This window comes from Kosakonia sp. SMBL-WEM22 (assembly GCF_014490785.1).
Classification (GTDB): domain Bacteria; phylum Pseudomonadota; class Gammaproteobacteria; order Enterobacterales; family Enterobacteriaceae; genus Kosakonia.
This window is the reverse complement of sequence record NZ_CP051488.1, coordinates 3,606,528-3,624,650: the sequence shown is the minus strand read 5'-3', so window position 1 is coordinate 3,624,650 and position 18,123 is coordinate 3,606,528. Positions and strand designations below refer to the sequence as shown.

Annotated in this window: 16 protein-coding genes; 6 read left to right on the top strand and 10 right to left on the bottom strand. The window is 55.7% G+C overall.

Translation table 11 applies throughout. The features are described 5' to 3' along the window. Positions 1–31: 31 nt before the first annotated feature. From HF650_RS17375 to HF650_RS17365, 3 genes are read right to left on the bottom strand one after another with little or no spacing between them, the layout of a single operon-like run. Positions 32–580, bottom strand: a complete 549-nt coding sequence (locus HF650_RS17375; protein ID WP_187799674.1) for a GNAT family N-acetyltransferase — start codon at positions 578–580, stop codon at positions 32–34. 9 nt (positions 581–589) lie between these two features. After that, positions 590–1,045: a GNAT family N-acetyltransferase gene (locus tag HF650_RS17370; protein WP_187799673.1), complete on the bottom strand. Its 456-nt coding sequence runs from the start codon at positions 1,043–1,045 to the stop codon at positions 590–592. 7 nt (positions 1,046–1,052) lie between these two features. After that, positions 1,053–1,484, bottom strand: coding sequence for a GNAT family N-acetyltransferase (locus tag HF650_RS17365; RefSeq protein WP_187799672.1), 432 nt, complete (start codon positions 1,482–1,484; stop codon positions 1,053–1,055). Positions 1,485–1,783: 299 nt separating this feature from the next. Between HF650_RS17365 and HF650_RS17360 the strand changes: the two genes are divergently transcribed. Further along, positions 1,784–2,683, top strand: a complete 900-nt coding sequence (locus HF650_RS17360) for an ATP-grasp fold amidoligase family protein (RefSeq protein WP_187799671.1) — start codon at positions 1,784–1,786, stop codon at positions 2,681–2,683. On the opposite strand, the gene HF650_RS17355 is transcribed toward HF650_RS17360, so the two are convergent. Beyond that, positions 2,680–3,753 (bottom strand): ATP-binding protein, encoded by a 1,074-nt coding sequence (locus tag HF650_RS17355; RefSeq protein ID WP_187799670.1) that lies wholly within the window; start codon positions 3,751–3,753, stop codon positions 2,680–2,682. The genes HF650_RS17360 and HF650_RS17355 overlap by 4 nt on opposite strands. Further along, entirely contained in the window at positions 3,750–4,454 is a 705-nt protein-coding gene (locus tag HF650_RS17350) for a response regulator (protein ID WP_187799669.1), read from the bottom strand. Before HF650_RS17350 ends, HF650_RS17355 begins: the two co-directional genes overlap by 4 nt. A 321-nt stretch (positions 4,455–4,775) precedes the next feature. Here HF650_RS17350 and HF650_RS17345 point away from each other — a divergent pair, with 321 nt between their 5' ends. The 3 genes from HF650_RS17345 (at position 4,776) to HF650_RS17335 (ending at position 9,427) form a co-directional block, all read left to right on the top strand. Continuing rightward, a complete protein-coding gene (locus HF650_RS17345) occupies positions 4,776–5,165 on the top strand; it encodes a transporter (RefSeq protein WP_223284196.1) in 390 nt (129 codons plus the stop codon). A 149-nt stretch (positions 5,166–5,314) separates the two neighbouring features. Further along, on the top strand, positions 5,315–8,413 hold the full coding sequence (locus tag HF650_RS17340; protein ID WP_187799668.1) for a multidrug efflux RND transporter permease subunit: 3,099 nt from the start codon (positions 5,315–5,317) through the stop codon (positions 8,411–8,413). Between the two features lie 123 nt (positions 8,414–8,536). Continuing rightward, positions 8,537–9,427 (top strand): oxidoreductase, encoded by an 891-nt coding sequence (locus HF650_RS17335; RefSeq protein ID WP_187799667.1) that lies wholly within the window; start codon positions 8,537–8,539, stop codon positions 9,425–9,427. Positions 9,428–9,432: 5 nt separating this feature from the next. Here HF650_RS17335 and HF650_RS17330 read toward each other — a convergent pair whose 3' ends face one another. Both HF650_RS17330 and HF650_RS17325 read right to left on the bottom strand, forming a co-directional pair. After that, a complete protein-coding gene (locus tag HF650_RS17330) occupies positions 9,433–10,224 on the bottom strand; it encodes an MBL fold metallo-hydrolase (RefSeq protein ID WP_187802737.1) in 792 nt (263 codons plus the stop codon). Between the two features lie 75 nt (positions 10,225–10,299). Next, complete coding sequence (locus HF650_RS17325) at positions 10,300–10,701, bottom strand: RidA family protein (RefSeq protein ID WP_187799666.1); 402 nt, start codon at positions 10,699–10,701, stop codon at positions 10,300–10,302. A 140-nt stretch (positions 10,702–10,841) separates the two neighbouring features. On the opposite strand from HF650_RS17325, the gene HF650_RS17320 reads away from it, so the two are divergent. Then, positions 10,842–11,483, top strand: coding sequence for a TetR/AcrR family transcriptional regulator (locus HF650_RS17320; RefSeq protein WP_187802736.1), 642 nt, complete (start codon positions 10,842–10,844; stop codon positions 11,481–11,483). A 139-nt stretch (positions 11,484–11,622) separates the two neighbouring features. Here the strand turns inward: HF650_RS17320 and HF650_RS17315 are convergent, their stop codons facing one another. Continuing rightward, the gene (locus HF650_RS17315) at positions 11,623–11,814 is read right to left on the bottom strand and encodes a YfgG family protein (RefSeq protein ID WP_071789562.1); all 192 of its coding nucleotides are present in this window, start codon (positions 11,812–11,814) and stop codon (positions 11,623–11,625) included. 344 nt (positions 11,815–12,158) lie between these two features. Between HF650_RS17315 and HF650_RS17310 the strand changes: the two genes are divergently transcribed. Then, the gene (locus HF650_RS17310) at positions 12,159–14,378 is read left to right on the top strand and encodes an EAL domain-containing protein (RefSeq protein WP_223284195.1); all 2,220 of its coding nucleotides are present in this window, start codon (positions 12,159–12,161) and stop codon (positions 14,376–14,378) included. Positions 14,379–14,391: 13 nt separating this feature from the next. On the opposite strand, the gene ppx is transcribed toward HF650_RS17310, so the two are convergent. Together ppx and ppk1 are read right to left on the bottom strand one after the other, a co-directional pair. Then, positions 14,392–15,933, bottom strand: coding sequence for an exopolyphosphatase (gene ppx, locus HF650_RS17305; RefSeq protein ID WP_187799665.1), 1,542 nt, complete (start codon positions 15,931–15,933; stop codon positions 14,392–14,394). 3 nt (positions 15,934–15,936) lie between these two features. Continuing rightward, positions 15,937–17,997 (bottom strand): polyphosphate kinase 1, encoded by a 2,061-nt coding sequence (gene ppk1, locus HF650_RS17300; protein ID WP_187799664.1) that lies wholly within the window; start codon positions 17,995–17,997, stop codon positions 15,937–15,939. Positions 17,998–18,123: the final 126 nt, after the last annotated feature.

Here is an 18,123-nt window from a genome sequence, read left to right as displayed (position 1 = left end):
GAGAAGCGAGGTGGCAGATCCACCTCGCGTTTCAGGCTGAGGGATGGGAGGCGCTTTTCTGCCACTCATCCCTGCTCAGGGCATAGAGCAGGCTTGGCGGTGCATCCTCAATATCATGGATTTCGCGGACAAACTTCATTCCGGCATTCTCCAGCACCTTCCGTGACGCCAGATGGTTAGCGCGCACCACGCCGTAAATCTCCCCCATGTTCAGCGTCTCAAAACCATATCTCACCGCGTAAAGCGATAATTCGCTCGCCAGCCCCTTGCCCCAGACGTCAGTGGCAAAGCGGTAACCCAAATTATTCATCGGGATATCGGCAAAACTGCGCAGGCTCAGGCCACCAAAACCGATGATCTTCTCGGGCGCGTCGCGCAGCGCGATCGCCCAACTGCCAAACCCGTGCTCTGCCCAGTGCGCCAGCCAGCGATCCAGCACCTTTTTTGTGTACGCAATATCGGGATAGGGCCCTGCCGGGTTAAAGGTATTGGTCGCCGGATCGCCATAAATTGCGAACAGATCGTCGAGATCTTCCTGCGCAACGGGGCGCAGGCGTAAGCGTGAGGTATCCGTGGGCAAGGCGGCCTCCTAATGATCGTCTAACGATTTAGAGAGAACAATTAAACCCTGATGTTCTTTAAAACCATTACGCTTATAGAATTCATCTGAGGCATACCCTTTTTGCGTGTTGAGGATTATCGCATTCAACCCTTCCTCAAGGCTGCGCACCTCAATAAATGCCATTAGCTGTGTACCGACGCCCTTTCTTTGATAATCCGGGTCGATAAAGAACTCATCAATGTAATACTCCATGCCGCCGGGCCACGGTTTTTTAAAGCCGATGCTCGCCGCGATAACCTCATCGCCGCTTTTGGCGATATAGCCGCGGAAATAGTTATTGCCCATGTGCGCCTGAATAAACTCGACGATCGGCTGTGGCGACGGCCAGCTCTCATTCCACGGCGCTTGTTGATAGGTGCGACAGTAGAGCTGCGCACAGGGCGCGATATGCGATTCATTAAGTTCCTGCAACGTAATATCCATTTTTGCCTCAGCGCACTGTGTTCAGGTTTAACTTAATCAGATAGTGGCGCTCCATCCCCTCTTCGGGATAGTCCGGCAGGCTGAATTTCAGTTCGTAACCCTGTTTAAGATAAAAGGGCAGCGCCTGAAAACTGACGGTATCCACCTGCGCGTGTCGGCAACCCATACGCACTGCTTGCTCTTCCGCCGTGCGGATAAGCTCGCTGCCAAGCCGGGCGCCTCGCGCTTCTTCGCTAACCCATAAAAAATCGATGCACAGCCATAACCCTTTTTGCGTACCGATTAACCCACCGATCATTGCGCCCGTGTCGTTACGGCTGTAGATGCCAACCTGACCCCAGCCAGAGCCATCAATAAACTGCTGGTTATAGCGCCGTAAGCCGCTCAGCAGCTCCTCTTTGTCCTGCTCCGTTACCTGGGGGGCGATCTCGATAGGCATGGTTTTTCCTTATCATTTTTTAATTATCAGGGGATTTTTATCATCAATACGATAGAGCCGTGCTTGCCTTTCGAGAGTAAAGAACTTTCTCTCACCCTTCAAACGCCCCGCGCCGCCAATTCTGGTAGCCCGCTTTGTGCATTTAGCGATGCAGAGTTTATTACCGGAAAAAAGAGCGTGACTGAATTATTTAAAACGGCGAAAAAGGTCGTTTATTGACCTCCATTTTCCCTCCATAATTCGCGCAATATCGCGCAATAAAAGCTATTCAAAATCTTCATTGTTCTCAGGAGGGGGCAATGAACAGACTCGACTATTTCCGTAAATACATCTCTTATCTGGCGAAAAAAGTGACGGCCTGCGCCGTGGCAGACAGCCAATTTCACGCCAGCAGGCTGAAAAGAATTTCCGGACGCGATCATGATTTGCGCCATCCGGTGACGCTCAGCGAAAAGATCTGCCACCGTATGCTCTATGATCGTAACCCGCTCTACACCCTGTTGGCCGATAAGCTGGCGGTACGTGAATATGTTCACGCCCGCACCGATCAATTACGTATCGCACCCCTGTTGGGCGTTTACCAACGGGTCGAGGATATCGACTTCACCAGCCTGCCAGCGCGTTTTGTGCTGAAGTGTAATCACGACAGCGGTAGCGCAGTGGTCTGTCTCGATAAGGATCAGCTTAACGTTGGCGCTGCCATTAATAAGTTGTCGCTGGCCCTGAAAAAGAATATGTATTACGCCACCCGCGAGTGGCAGTACAAAGATATTGCGCCCGTTATTCTGTGCGAGAAATATATCGACGTCTTTACCCGCGGCAATAAAAATCAGACGCCAGAGATGCTGCGGCTCCACTGTTTCCACGGTGTCGCCGAGGTGATTGAGGCTGATTTTACCGACGAAGCCGGAAGTGGTTATATCAATGTCTACAACCGCGCTTGGCAGTTGCAGCCCTACCAGATGGAGTATCCCAACACGCCTGGTGCGATCCCCGAACCTGAATTACTGCAACAGGCGATCGGCGCTTCACAGCGGTTAGCCGCAGGGATCGACTACTGCCGCATCGATCTGATGCCAACGGAGGAGGGGATCTATTTTAGTGAAATCACCCTCAGCCCGCGCCGGGGAAAACTGAAGATTGTTCCGGCCGAGTGGGATACCCGACTGGGTGAGATGTGGCGGCTTAACTTAACTTAGGGCGTTGTGTGTAGCGGCCAGCTCAGCTTGAAGAGCGAATGACGGTTAGCCGTCAGGGTATAGGTCACATCGCCACCGTGGGCAAGCATAATCGCTTTCACCACTGACAGGTCCAGCCCGCACCCCTCCGGGTGCGACTCGCGCGCCTCGGCTCCGCGCTGAAAAGGCTGAAACAGGAATTTATGCAGCGTTTCAGGAATGCCGGGGCCGTGATCCTGCACCAGCACGTAGACCTCTTTGTCGGTAACACCATTTTTTATCACCACGGTTTTCGAGGTGGCATATTTGATGGCGTTATCGAACAGCACCGTCATGCACTGAATAATGCGTAGCGGATCGCACACGCACGCCTGAGGGCGCAACTCGGCAATTACGTTGACGTGATGGCGCGCCAACTCCAGCGAGAAGGCGTCAATCGCGCTCTGCAGCGTCGACTTTAAATCGACCTCCTCAAGAGTTAATGAAAATTGCGCCGCGCCCGAAGAACTTACCACCCGCATATCCTCAATCAGGTTGGTTAACCCTTCCGTCTGTTTAAGCAGGTTGGCAAAAAGCGCCGGATCGGCGTCAAATACACCATCGACCAGCCCTTGCAGCCTGCCGCGCAGGATCGTCACCGGCGTGCGCAGCTCATGGGCAATCGCCGCATTCCACGATTTGCGCTGCGCCTCCAGAGTTTGCAGTTTTTCCGCCATGGTATTGAAGTCATTAACGAGGTTATTGACCTCACCAAGATGGGAACTGGAGCAGGCGGCGCGCGCGCCGAGATCGCCCTCGGCAATACGCCGCAGGCTGGTGGCAACCGAGGTTAAAGGACGCAGGATTTTTGACGACAGCCTGACGGCGAAAAAGAGCGAGATGGCGAGCGACATGACGGTGACCATCAGGATCCACGCCCAGTCGACAATTGTCATCTGCTCCTCATTGCCAAGCTCTTCACCGCCAGGGATGTAATCGATCAGGAAGGCGTAAAAGAGCCAGGAGCCGATGATCGCAATGGCAATGACAATCAGCGTCAACGAGATCATAAACCACAGGATCTGCCGGTCTAATGTCTGCTGGCGGCTCATTTCATCTGCCCCAAGCGATAGCCCATGCCGCGGATGCTCTCCGGCATCCCCTTCAGGCCGCACTGCTCCAGCTTTTTGCGCAGCTTACTCATATGGCTGTCCACCGTGCGATCCAGCGTATCGCCCTCCGGCAGGCAGGCGTTAAGCAACTCTTCGCGTGAGCAGACTTTGCGCGGGTTTTTCGCCAGGTGCGCCAGCAACTTAAACTCGGTGGTAGTCAGCAGCGGGGTGACCGTTTCGCCATCAAGATGCACCTCGACATAAAACTCGTCGGGATAGACCGTCACATACTGGGTGCGAATCGGTTTATCGCAAGGCGGCACGCCGCCCGCTTTGGTGCGGCGCAGCACTGCTTCGATTCGCGCCACCACTTCCGAGGGGTTGAAGGGCTTCACCACATAATCATCCGCGCCGAGCCGCAGCCCCATCAATTTATCAATGTCCTGATCCAGCGCGGTGACCATGATAACCGGCACCGCGCTCTCTTTACGCACTGCGCTCAGGACGCTCCAGCCATCCTGGATCGGCAACTGAATATCGAGCAAAACCAGATCGGGTTTATGCAGGAAGCAGAGGCTAATCGCCTGCTCGCCGTCAGCCGCGCGCAGCGTGCGCATACCGGCGCGCTGAATATAGCTTTGCAGAATATCGGCGATTTCATCATCATCTTCAGCAACCAGAATAAGGTGCTTATTGTCCATTTTCTCTCCTGCTACCGTTGACGATGTCAGTGCGTGTTAATTTAGTTCTTTCTGAATGAAACACGGTGGTGTCCTGCCAGTAATTTGCCAGATTCAGACCAGACCCGACGGCAAAAGTTGCACGCAGTAATGCGCTCTTTCTCAACGCCTCATTACACCTTCCACACAGGCTCCACATTCACGTTAAAAAATGTACACGCAGCGGAATGACAATAGCCGCTCACTGTTCTGCCATCGGCGTAAACAGCCGTTATGAACTGCCTGACGTGCAGAGTAAATATCGCGCTTATCGGGCAGCGTTTATTCATCAGGAATGAAGCAATGATGAAAGTAGATATAAAACCCAGGGCTGAGACGATTCGCACGCTGGTCGTTTTTCTAATGGCCTGCTGGGGCCTGCTCTATCTATGGCTGCTGTTAATACACCATCTTGGTGAGAAAGTGGCGCTGACGCTGCTCGCCTCGCCGTTGCTCTATATCAACCTCTGCGCCTGCACGTTTTTATTAATGTTGCAGCAGAAAAGCGGCGTATTACAGGAATTAACTCTCATCTTTCTGATTATTGCCTCGCTCTTTATTAGCCTGATCGTTATTTTTAACGTCTTATGCTATCGCGTACCGACGATTTACGATCTCACTTTCTACTATGAGTGCTTTCTCACCGCTTTTTTTGGCGTGACGCCGCTCTTTTTGCTCGTCCGGCGGTTTTGATTTTAGCCCGCTCTCCACACAGCCTCCATCAATCATGCATTAGGGCTAAACAGATAAACCTTACGATTATTGATTAACCAGGCGCAGAAAATGGCGAGTCATAATCATGCCCGCGCCTGATCCTCTGGACAACATGACAAAATAAAACCATGCCGCACTTTTTTATTGCACGCCCCGTTTTTGCCTGGGTCATTGCGCTATTTATTATCCTCGGCGGGCTGCTCGCCATTCCAAAGCTGCCCGTATCACAATATCCGGCGGTGGCACCGCCGGGCGTGATTATCTCCGTCACCTTTCCTGGGGCCACGCCGGAGATGATGAACACCTCGGTTATTTCGCTGATTGAGCGCGAGATCTCTGGCGTCGATAACATTCTCTATTTTGAGGCCACCAGCGATACCAGCGGCACGGCCTCGATCACCGTCACCTTTAAACCGGGCACCGATGTCAAGCTCGCGCAGATCGATCTGCAAAACCAGATCAAAATTGTCGAACCGCGGCTACCGCAGGTGGTGCGGCAAAATGGTATCAGCGTTGATGCCGCGGAGACCGGGTTTTTGATGATGGTCGGGCTGAAATCGACGGATGGTAAGTATCAGGAGGCGGATCTTAGCGACTACTTCGCCCGCAATGTGACCGACGAACTGCGTCGCCTTCCTGGTGTGGGCAAGGTGCAACTCTTTGGCGGCGAGAAGGCAATGCGTATCTGGCTCGATCCGCTCAAGATGCACAGCTATCAGCTCTCCGTCAGCGATGTCACCACCGCGATTGCGCAGCAAAACGTGCTGGTCTCACCGGGACGCGTTGGGGATGAGCCTGCGCTGGCGGGGCAGCGTGTGACCTATCCGCTGACCGTCAAAGGCCAGCTCTCCTCCATTGAGGAGTTTCGCAATATTACGCTGAAGTCGAACACCAGCGGCGCGCGTTTACGGCTGGCGGATATCGCACGCGTCGAAAGTGGCTTGCAGAGCTATACCTTTGGTATTCGTGAGAATGGCGTGCCGGCAACGGCTGCGGCGATCCAGCTCGCTACCGGGGCAAATGCCATTAACACTGCGGCGGCAGTGCATCAGCGGCTGGCAGAGTTGAAAAGCGTGCTGCCAGAAGGCGTGGTCTTCACGGTGCCGTTTGATACCGCGCCCTTCGTCAAACTCTCCATCTACAAGGTGGTGCAGACCTTTATCGAAGCAATGGTGCTGGTGTTTCTGGTAATGCTGCTCTTCCTGCACAAAGTGCGCTGTACGCTGATCCCGGCGATTGTCGCGCCTATCGCATTGCTCGGTACTTTTACCGTAATGCTGCTAAGTGGTTACTCCATCAATATCCTCACCATGTTTGGCATGGTGCTGGCGATTGGCATTATCGTCGATGACGCGATTGTGGTGGTTGAGAACGTTGAGCGGCTGATGGAGGAGCAGGGGATGACGCCTGCGAACGCGACCCGGCAGGCGATGCGCGAAATTACGCCGGCGATTATCGGTATCACGCTGGTGCTGACCGCGGTGTTTATCCCGATGGGCTTCGCCAGCGGCTCCGTTGGCCTCATCTACCGGCAATTCGCCATTGCCATGGCGGTGTCGATCCTCTTTTCGGCGTTCCTGGCGCTCACCCTGACGCCTGCGCTCTGCGCAACGGTGCTGAAGCCGCATTCTGGCGCTGCGCGGGGCTTTTCCGCCCGCTTTAACCGCGCCTTTAACGGCATGGCAGCGCGCTATGAATCGGGGCTTTTATGGGTGTTGATGCGCAGCGGTCGCATGCTGCTGATCTATGCCGCGCTCTGCATCGCACTCTTTGCCGGTCTGGTGGCGCTGCCATCCTCCTTCTTACCCGAAGAGGATCAGGGCTACTTTATCTCCTCCATTCAGCTCCCCTCTGACGCCACCATGCAGCGCACCACCGAGGTGGTGGAGCAGTTTGAGCAGGTCCTGACCGATCGTCCGGCTATCGACAGCAATCTGATGATCCTCGGCTTTGGCTTTTCAGGCTCCGGGCAGAATTCGGCGATGGCCTTTACGACCTTAAAAGGGTGGCAGGAGCGCCACGGCGCGACGGCGCAGAGCGAAGCCGATCTTATTCAGCAGAAGATGGCGTCCGTGCCGGGCGCGACGACCATGAGCCTGCTGCCGCCAGCTATTTCCGATATGGGCACCTCATCGGGCTTTACCTTTTATATTCAGGATCGGGCAGGGAAGGGGTACAACGCACTGAAACAGGCGGCGGATACGTTGGTGGAGAGGGCCAATGAAAGCGGCGCACTCTCTGATGTCTATATCGACGGTTTGCCGCAGGGCACCGCGATCTCACTGACCATCGACCGCGAGAAAGCGGAGGCGATGGGCGTCTCGTTTGAGGAGATTAACCAGGCGATCTCCGTTGCCTCCGGCTCGAATTATGTCAATGACTACACGCAGAACGGTCGCTTACAGCAGGTGATTGTGCAGGCCGATGCCGCATACAGCATGCAGCCGGAAACCCTGCTCAACATCCCGCTGAAAAACAGAAGCGGCGAGATGGTTTTACTCTCAAGCGTAGTCAGCGCGACGTGGACCCAGTCGCCGCAGCAGCTCAACCGCTATCAGGGTTACCCGGCAATACGCATCACCGGCAGCGCCGCGCCGGGTCACTCAAGCGGTACCGGCATGGCGACCATGGAGCAACTGGCACGCGCGCTGCCGGAGGGGTTTGGCGGCGAGTGGGCGGGCAGTTCGCTGCAAGAGAAGGACTCTGCCGCGCAGCTGCCGGGGCTGATCGCGCTCTCGGTACTGGTGGTGTTTCTGGTGCTTGCCGCGCTGTATGAGAGCTGGTCAATCCCCTTTGCGGTGATGCTGGTGGTGCCGCTCGGGCTTATCGGTGCGCTTGCCGCCGTGATTGTGGCTGGCATGAGCAACGATGTCTTTTTCAAAGTCGGGCTTATCACGCTGATTGGCCTGTCGGCGAAAAACGCCATTCTGATTATTGAGTTTGCCCGCCAGCTGCGCTTGCAGGGCAAAAGCACCCTTGAGGCGACGCTGCTGGCCTCAAAGCAACGGCTGCGGCCCATTTTGATGACCTCGCTCGCCTTTACGCTTGGCGTGGTGCCGTTGATGATTGCCCGCGGGGCCAGCGCCAGCACGCAGCATGCGATTGGCACCGGGGTGTTTGGCGGCATGATCAGCGCCACCGTGCTGTCGCTGTTTTTTGTGCCGGTCTTTTTTGTCGTCATCATGCGCCTTTGCGAGTGGGCTACGCGGCGGGCAAAAGAGGCGTGAGAATTATTCGGCTGTCTTTCGTTCCTTAACGGGCTTATGGTGGTGAGCAGGCGAAAAAACGCGTATGCGTCAATCACGCCTGATGGGCACTGATAACCGATGATCACAGCAGGAGAACGTTTGATGTCTGAAAATCTTACGATTGCGCTGATTGGCCCGGGCGCGATTGGCACCACCATTGCCGCCGCGCTGCATGAAGTTAACCGCGCGCCGCTGCTTTGCGGACGCACCGCTCATCCGCAGTTAACGCTGCGTCATGATGATGGCGAGATTGTTGTTCCCGGCCCGGTGCTCACCGACCCGACGACGATCCAGCAGCCGGTCGATTTGGTGTTTGTGGCGGTGAAAACCACTCAGGTTGCCGAAAGTGCCGCCTGGCTCGCCGCGCTCTGCGATGAGAAGAGCGTGGTGTGTGCGCTGCAAAATGGCGTAGAGCAGAAAGCGCAGCTCGCCCCGCTGGTTAACGGCGCGACGGTGCTGCCTTCCGTGGTCTGGTTTCCGGCGCAGCGTGAGCCGGATGCCTCCGTCTGGCTGCGGGCGAAACCGCGCCTGACCCTGCCGGATGTGCCGCAGGCACAACGGGTGGTGGGGGCGTTAAGCGGCACGCGCTGCGCCGTCGATCTCTCTGCGGATTTTCTCTCTATCGCCTGGCGCAAGCTGTTACAGAACGCGGCGGCCGGGCTGATGGTGCTGGCCAACCGCCGTGCTGGCATGTTTTCTCGCGAGGATATTACCGATTTAGCGCTGGCCTATCTGCGTGAATGCCTGGCCGTGGCGCGCGCCGAAGGGGCGGTGCTTAAGGATGACGTGCCGCAGGAGATTGTCGGCAACTTCCAGCGCGCGCCTGCGGATTTGGGCACCTCTATTCTTGCTGACCGCCAGGCGAACCGCCCGCTGGAGTGGGATATCCGTAACGGCGTGATCCAGCGGCTCGGCCACGCGCACGGTATTGCGGTGCCAATCAGTGATGTACTGGTGCCGCTACTGGCGGCCGCCAGCGAAGGGCCAGGCTGAGCCCGTTAGCGCAGACAGGCAATATACTTCTCGCCGGAACGCTGCACGATCGCTGCGGCGTTTTGCGTAATTTCCCTGCCTTCAAATGCACCGTAGAGCCGGGTGAAGTTTATCGCGCCCAGGCGGCGCAGCATGTCGCTCACCGTGTCGGCCGTCAGCGGCAGCATATTCGGGTAGCTCCACATAAATGAGACCGCGTCATTGCCCGGTGCGACCTGCACAATATCCCCCGACAGTACAATGCCCTCTTCCCGCGCCCAGTAGAGCACCGCGCCGCCGGGAAAGTGACCGCCGAGGCGCATCACGCTAACGTCGCGGGTCAACTGAAGCGTATCGCCCTCCCACAGGTTCAGCCAGGGGGTGTCACGCATAATCCAGGCGCGATCGCTGGCGTGAAGATAGATCGGCGCATCAAACTCGGCGGCCCAATCCTGCATGGTGGTGTAGTAGTGCGGGTGGGAGATGGCAATCGCTTTTAGCCCACCCAGCGCGGCAATCAGCGTTTTTGTCGCCGTGTCGAGGGTGGCGATACAGTCCCATAAAATATTCCCCTCCGGCGTTCTCACCAGAAAGGCGCGCTGGCCGATGGCAAAATCCGGCACCGTTTGCAGGCTGAAGAGATCCGTCTCGTGCTGTTTCCACTTATTGGTATGGGAAGCCAGCAGTTCTGCGGGATCGACCCACTGCTGCCCGCCGGGCGGCACAAACTGCCGCTCATCGACACAGATTTTGCACTGCTGCGGATTTTCGCCTGCGATCTCATAGGAGGTTCCGCAGGCGCGGCATAAGGTCATCATCATCACTTCTCCGTTGTGCAGTAAGGACAGGATCAGCCTGGCACATCACGCCGCAGCGGTGTGGTGGTTCGTGCGTTACGGCTGTGCCTCGGGGATACGGGCAATCACTTTGATTTCGAAGTCGAAACCCGCCAGCCAGTTAACGCCCACTGCTGTCCAGTTAGGGTAGGGCGGTTGCGGGAAAATACCCTGTTTCACCTGCATAATAGTTGGAAATTGTTTCTCCGGGTCGGTATGGAAGGTGGTGACATCAATCAGATCGTCAAAGGTGCAGCCAGCGGCGGCAAGGGTTGCGCTAAGGTTCGCAAAGGCCAGTTCAACCTGGCGGGCAAAATCGGGCTCCGGTGTGCCGTCCTCGCGGCTGCCGACCTGGCCGGAGACAAAGAGCAGATCGCCTGAACGAATGGCAGCGGAGTAGCCATGCGCCTCATAAAGAGCATGGCGGTTGGCGGGAAAAACAGCTTCGCGATGATTCATAATGGTTCCTTCTGGCAGTGTAGTGAGAGGCGTGCGCGGCGCAGGGAAATGATTTAATATACGCCACGTATATGAAATTAATACCACATACACGGCGTATGTCAAATGGGATACGCCGCGTATGTGAAGAGGAGAGGATGATGGCCGGTAAACGCCGCAGTGAAACGATGGAAGAGAACCGCGCAAAATTGCTGTCAGCAGCACGGCGAGCCTTTGCCGATAAAGGGTTTGCCGCCGCTTCAATGGATGAGCTAACCGCCAGCGTTGGCCTGACGCGCGGCGCGCTGTACCACAATTTTGGCGATAAAAAGGGATTACTGGCCGCCGTGGTCGCCGAGATCGATGGCGAAATGGCGCAGCGTGCAAAGGCTGAGGCGGCGAAAGAAACTGATGCGTGGCAGCAGCTGCTAGCCGAAGGCATCACCTACATTAAGATGGCGCTGGATGAAGAGGTGCGGCGGATTGTCCTGCTTGATGGCCCGGCATTTCTCGGCGATCCCGCCCAGTGGCCGAGCCAGAATAGCTGCCTTGAAGCGACGCGGCAGACGGTTACCGGCATGATTAAAGAGGGCGAACTCAAACCGGTTGATGCGGACGCCGCCGCGCGCCTGTTAAACGGCGCGGCGTTAAATGCCGCTTTGTGGGTCGCGGCCAGCGACGAGCCAGACCAGGCGCTTCCAAAGATGATCGATGCCTTTACCGCGCTGGCGAGCGGGCTGCGCAATATGCCTGATGAGTTGGGTGGCAACCGTCTTGCAACTGCTGAAAGGGAAGCTAAATGAGCCTGTTTCAACAACCGATGCATTGTCTCACCGTTCGGCGCCGCAACTGACCGTCTTAAGACGCTGGCTCGCCCTTGGCAGATAAGATGCAGGCGTGCGCGACTCCACGCAAAAGCGTGTAGACAAAAAACGGAAAATGTTAACGTTGGGCGGTGGGGTCGATAGTCTGGCTAACAGGTTGCAACTGGCTTTTTTCCTGATGGTGATACCAGGCGCCAACTGAGGAATAGACAAAACGGCCGAAGAAGAAGAGAAAGCTGATAAGAAGTACGATACGGGTCATGCGACTGTCAAATCGATGTCGTTTTCGCATACTGGTTGCCTGACTCACAATGGTTCCTTAGGAATACCCGAACAACGGGCGACGAGGACATTAAGTCACACTCTCTTATTAAGATCAATCACGCTTGCCGCAAAAACAGCGTGAATAAAATATCACCACATTTTATATAAGATAAATTAATTATTTACGCCTTAAATAAAAAACCGCGAGATTGCCGACAATCAGCCGAATATAAACGCGGCAAGGCGGATCACTTGATCTAAAACAATTGTTACCCCGCATTCACCTCTTAAATTTCTTATCATTTGCGCGCTGGCACACGTTTGGGTTTTGTGAAATCAGGCTGAAAACCTGTCTGAACCCCTCTCTCTCGCGCTATGCGGATTTGCTGAGTGATTAAGTCATTGATAAGAAATTACAACAGATACAAAGACAGGTGGTGGGCGCTGCCTCTCATCATTACCCCCGTTTTCTACCCGCTCTTTAACCTGGCGAATACGTTTACCATTATTTCCGGTCAGGAGGTGATGCTTTATTACCTGCCGATGGCGCTCTTCATCACCATGATGACCTTTTTTGGTTGGGCCGCACTGCCCGGAGTGATCATCGCCTTAACCTGCCATTATGCCTCTGCCGGCCCGCTCGTCGTGGTGGAGCGATGCGTACATATGCTGATTCCGCTGCTGTTAAGCTGGTTCGGCTACCGGCTGTTTGTCGCCCGTCGTCATCAGATTGCGTATGGTTCGACGCGGCAGATGACGCAGCGAGTATTCTGGCAGGTGCTTAGCCCCGCCACGCTCTATCTGATCCTGCTTGAGCTCGGGGTCTGGCTGAATCTCGATGTTGCGGTTAATGAGGGTGGGGCGCTGGCGCTCAATGTACCAACATTGATTAACTACCAGGCGCTGCTGGTCGGTGCCATTACCGGGGTTCCTTTTAGCTATTTATTGATCCGTATTTTACGCCATCCGCGCTATGCGATTGCCTGGTTCTCACAGCTGCGCGCCGAGTTCGACCGCAAAGTGACGCGTATTGAACTGCTGATCTGGTTAGGCATCATCACCGCCATTTTGATGCTATTACTGCGGCCGCTGAATAATAACAGCTCGATATTCAGTACTAACTACACGCTGTCGCTGCTGCTGCCGGTGATGCTGTGGGGCTCAATGCGTTATGGCTTTCGCTTTATGCTCTTTATCTGGACGCCGCTGCTGGTGCTCTCGATTCATTTTTACTATCACTACTTGCCCAATTCGCCGACCTGGGATGTGCAGCTGGCTATTGCCTCCTCAAGCTATCTGGTCTTCTCTTTTATGATCCTGGCGATGGCGATTATGGCGACCCGCCAGCGGCAGGTGCACGATCGCGCCCGGCGGCTGGCCTATATCGATCCTGTCACCCATATGCCGAACCTGCGTGCCCTGAGCCGATCCCTTGCGGATACGCCCTGGTCGGTGCTCTGTTTTTTACGCGTGCCGGAGCTGGAGCTACTGGGGCGCAACTATGGTGTCTGGCTGCGCATTCAGTATAAACAGCACATGGCGGACTGGCTTAAGCCACTGCTCTCGGCGGAGGAGTGCGTTCACCAACTCTCCGGTCACGATCTGGTGATTCGCCTCAATACGCAATCACACCAGACGCGCATCGAGGCGCTGGATGCCAGGGTCAAACAGTTTCGCTTCGTCTGGGATGAGATGCCGCTTCAGCCGCAGGTTGGCTTTAGCTACTGTTATGTGCGCTCGCCGGTCAAACATCTCTATATGTTGTTGGGGGAGTTGAGCACAATTGCCGATCTTTCGCTGGCGACCCACCACCCGGAAAGCCTGCAAAACCGCGGGGCGGCTAACGTTCAGCGTGGGGTGAAACGCAAAGTCGAGATGATGAACCGCCTGCAGCTTGCGCTGGAGCAGAACCATTTTATCTTGATGGCGCAGCGCATCCAGGGCGTGCGCGGTGATGATTATCATGAAATCCTGCTGCGGCTGCGTGAGGAGAACGGCGAGATCATCAAACCCGATCTCTTCTTGCCGGTGGCCCATGAGTTTGGCCTCTCTTCGCGCATCGACCTGTGGGTAACCGAGCATGTTTTGCGCTTTATGGCACAGCATCACGAGGCGCTTCCCGGCCAGCGTTTCGCCATTAATCTCTCACCGTCTTCGCTCTGCCGCACGCACTTCGCCCAGGAAGTGCTTCTTCTGCTTGAGAAGTATGGCGTTGAGGCCTGGCAACTCATTTTTGAGATCACCGAAAGTAATGCCTTGCCTAGCCTGGCCCAGGCGATCAATACCCTATCGCAGCTGCAACAGATGGGCTGTCGGGTGGCAATTGATGATTTCGGCACCGGCTATGCCAGCTATGCGCGGCTGAAAACCGTGACGGCGGATATTCTGAAGATCGACGGCAGTTTTATCCGCAATATTGTTGCAAGCAGCCTTGATTACCAAATTGTAGCCTCGATCTGCCATCTGGCGCGGATGAAGAAGATGCAGGTCGTGGCGGAGTATGTAGAGAGCGAAGAGATACGCAGCGCGGCGATCGCGCTGGGCATCGATTATCTTCAGGGGTATCTGATTGGTAAACCCGCGCCATTGGCGGCGCTGGTGCAGGAGTAGCGAATGCGGCGGTTTACGCCGCCACGGTCGGGGACTGCTCCTCTTCGATCTTCAGCCGCCAGCCGGTTACCGCTTCCCAGTACTCCTGCTCTTTTTCCAGATCCAGCAGCACCAGCGCATTCTGGCTAAACCAGTCGCGGGGGAAGCTCAGCGTCCAGTGGTTATCATCGGTCGTCAGGCGCAGCGTCGGTGGCGTGGTGGTCGCCTGGCGCTGGTTATTCAGTAGCACGCCGAGACGTAAGATCTGCACCAGCGGTAAAAACTGTTTCTTCTTAAACAGCGTAAAGCGCGGGATCTCATCGAGCTTGAGCGCCTTGCGATGGTAGCGCACCATCGTCGCCATCATCAGCTGCTGCTCCTGGTTAAAACCGGGCAGGTCGCTGTTTTGCAGAATATAAGCCGAGTGGCGGTGCATGCCGCTATGGTTAATATTCAGCCCAACTTCATGCAGCATCGCCGCCCATTTCAGCAGCGCCGCCAGCTGTGGGTTGCCGAGTTTCGGGTTCTGCGCCTGCCACTGATCGTAAATCAGCGTGGTGGTGTCCAGCACGCGGCGTGCCTGATCGCGGTCGATATTGTACTGGCTTGCCAGGCTCTGCGCGGTGCGGCTGCGAATGTCCTGATGGCGGAAACGCCCCTCCATTTCATAAAGCACCCCTTCACGCAGGGCACCGTCGGAGAGACGCAGCTCGCGGATCGCCAGCGCGTCAAATACGCCGCACAGGATCGCCAGCCCCGGCACGAACACCACCTTGCGCTCATCTGACAGCCCCGGCAGGGTAAGATCGCTGAAGCTCTTAAATTTCAGCACTTCTGTAACTACTCTCTCCAGCCGCTCGGGGGTGATAATGCCATTTTTCTCGCCGAGAGCGATCAGCACTTCATGCACCGCTTTTATGGTACCGGAGGCGCCAAGCGCCACGTTCCAGCCCTGAATGCGGAACTGCCAGGCCAGCGATTCCAGTTTCTGCGTTGCCGCCATACGCGCGCGGCGGAAGTTTTCACCGTTAATGGTGCCGCCCGCGAAGTAGAGCTGAGCAAAGCTGACGCAGCCCATCCGGCGGCTCTCGACCAACTGCGGCTGGAAATCTTCGCCGATCACCAGCTCCGTCGAGCCGCCGCCAATATCGACCACCAGCTTGCGGCCTTTCTCCGGCTGCGTGTGCTCAACGCCCATAAAAATGAGGCGCGCCTCTTCGTTGCCGGGGATGATCTCAATCGGGTAGGGGATCACTTTTTCTGCGCGTTTGAGAAACTCTGTCGCGTTCAGCGCCTGGCGCAGCGTATGCGTGCCGACGATGCAGACGCTCGCCGGATCGAAGCCCTGCAATCGTTCCGCAAACAGCGAAAGGCAGGCAAGACCGCGCTCCATTGCCTCTTCGCTCAGCATATTATTGCTGTCCAGCCCGTCAGCCAGATGTACGCGCTGTTTAAGGCGACCGATGATTTGCATCGCGCCATCCACCACACGGGCAATCACCATGTGGAAACTGTTGGAACCCAGGTCGACCGCGGCGAACTCCTCCGGTCGTGGCATCTTCTCTTGTATCGGCATAGATTATTCGGGCTGTTCGAGGGATTTGATATAGTCGTAAATCGCTAGTTGGGCGCGTACTTTACGACGATTCCCGCGCGGCACATAGCGATTACTCAGTTCTTTGTCGATATAACGGGCTTTCACCGTATCGCTGAACAGCAGCTCGATAATATCCAGCACCCGCTGTTTCAGGCGCGGATCGAGGATCGGCGCGGCCACTTCGATACGGTAATCAATATTACGCGTCATCCAGTCGGCGGAGGAGAGCCAGACGCGCTTATCGCCGCCGTTTTCAAAAATATAGATGCGATCGTGCTCAAGATAGCGGTCAACGATGCTGATGACCCGAATATTGTCACTGATGCCTTCAAGATTCGGGATCAGCGAGCACATACCGCGCACCAGCAAGTTCACCGGCACGCCGGAGCTGGAGGCTGCATAGAGTCTGTCCACCAGCCCTTTATCGACAAGGTTATTCAGCTTAAGCGTAATGCCGGAGGGCTTGCCGTTCTGCGCGTTGGCGATCTCGGCGTCGATCATGTCATACAGCAGGCGGCGCGAGTTCTGCGGCGATACCAGCAGATAGTCGAACTGCACCGGACGATAGGGGTTTTCAATAAAGTTGAAGACCCGGCGCACTTCGTTAGTGATGCGCGCATCGGCGGTTAGCAGCGAGTAATCGGTATAGGTGCGTGCGGTTTTCTCGTTAAAGTTACCGGTGCCGATATGGGCATAGCGCACAATCTCTTCGCCTTCCATACGCGAGATGAGGAACAGCTTGGCGTGGATTTTTAAGCCCGGCGCGGAGAAGATCACCTGCACGCCCGCTTCCGTCAGCCGTTTGGCCCAGTGAATATTGGCCTCTTCATCAAAGCGCGCCTGCAGCTCCACCACCACGGTCACTTTTTTGCCGTTATGCGCGGCGTGGATCATCGAGTCGATGATGCGTGAATCTTTTGCCACGCGGTAGATGTTGATTTTGATCGCCAGCACGTTCGGGTCGAACGACGCCTGGCGCAGCATCTCCAGCACGTGCTCAAAAGTGTGATAGGGGTAGTAGAGCAGCACATCGCGCTCGCGGATGGCGTCGAAACCGTTGCGGAATTTATCAAACCAGACGTGGCGCAGGCGCGGCAGCGGTTTGTTGACGAGGTTGGCTTTGCCGACATTAGGGAAGCCAATAAAGTCTTTGAAGTTGTGATAACGCCCGCCGGGGATAATAGAGTCGTAGCGGGAGATGGTCAGTTTTTCACGCAGCATCTCAACCATCGCATCCGGCATATCGCGCTGGTAGACAAAACGCACCGGCTCGGCGGTAAGGCGCTGTTTCAGGCTTGAGGACATCAGCTCCATCAGGCTCGACTCCATCTCGTGCACCAGATCATATTCGGCATCACGGGTCATTTTCATCGAGTAGGCGTTGAGCGAGTCGTAATCGAAGAAGCCTTTAAAGATATCATCCAGGCAGTAGCGCAGGATGTTATCCAGCAGAATCATCGGCTTGCGGCGGCGCGGCGTCTCCGGTGGTAGGTTAACGAAGCGCGGGACTTTGTCGGAAGGAATTTCCAGCAGCGCGTAGCGGATATCGTCACCGCGAATGATCTCCACCGCCAGATAGGTGTAATCATCCTTCAGGAAGCGCACCAGATTGGTTTCGCGGGTAATAAGCGTCGGCGTGATGTGCTGGCGAAGGTACTGTTTAAAGTAGCTGCGCAGCCAGCTTTGCTGGTTTTGCGAGAGCTGACGCTCGTTAATCAGGAAGATCTGATTACGCGCCATCTCCAGCAGCAGGTCGTTATAGAGCCCGTCGAACTCCTGGTCGGCTTTCAATACGCGAGACTGAATTTTGCCCAGCAGATGACGTGAATTGGTCGCCACGCCCTGTTCTTCACTGATGATCAGCCGCCGCTTAAGCTCGGCGAAACGGACTTTATAGAACTCATCAAGGTTATTGGAATAGATCCCCAAAAAACGCATACGTTCAATAAGGGGGTTACTTTTGTCCGCGGCTTCCTGAAGCACGCGTTCGTTAAAGCACAACCAGCTTAGTTCTTTTTCGAGATATAACTTTTCCTGACCCATTCCTGTTTACACTCCGGTTCTTTCTCGAAGCACGGCCACTCCCTCTCGCACATGCGGTGCTCCGACTTGCAGGTGAACGTTGCTGGCGTTCCTTCGTATAAGACAACTTATTATGGCGAGCTTTAT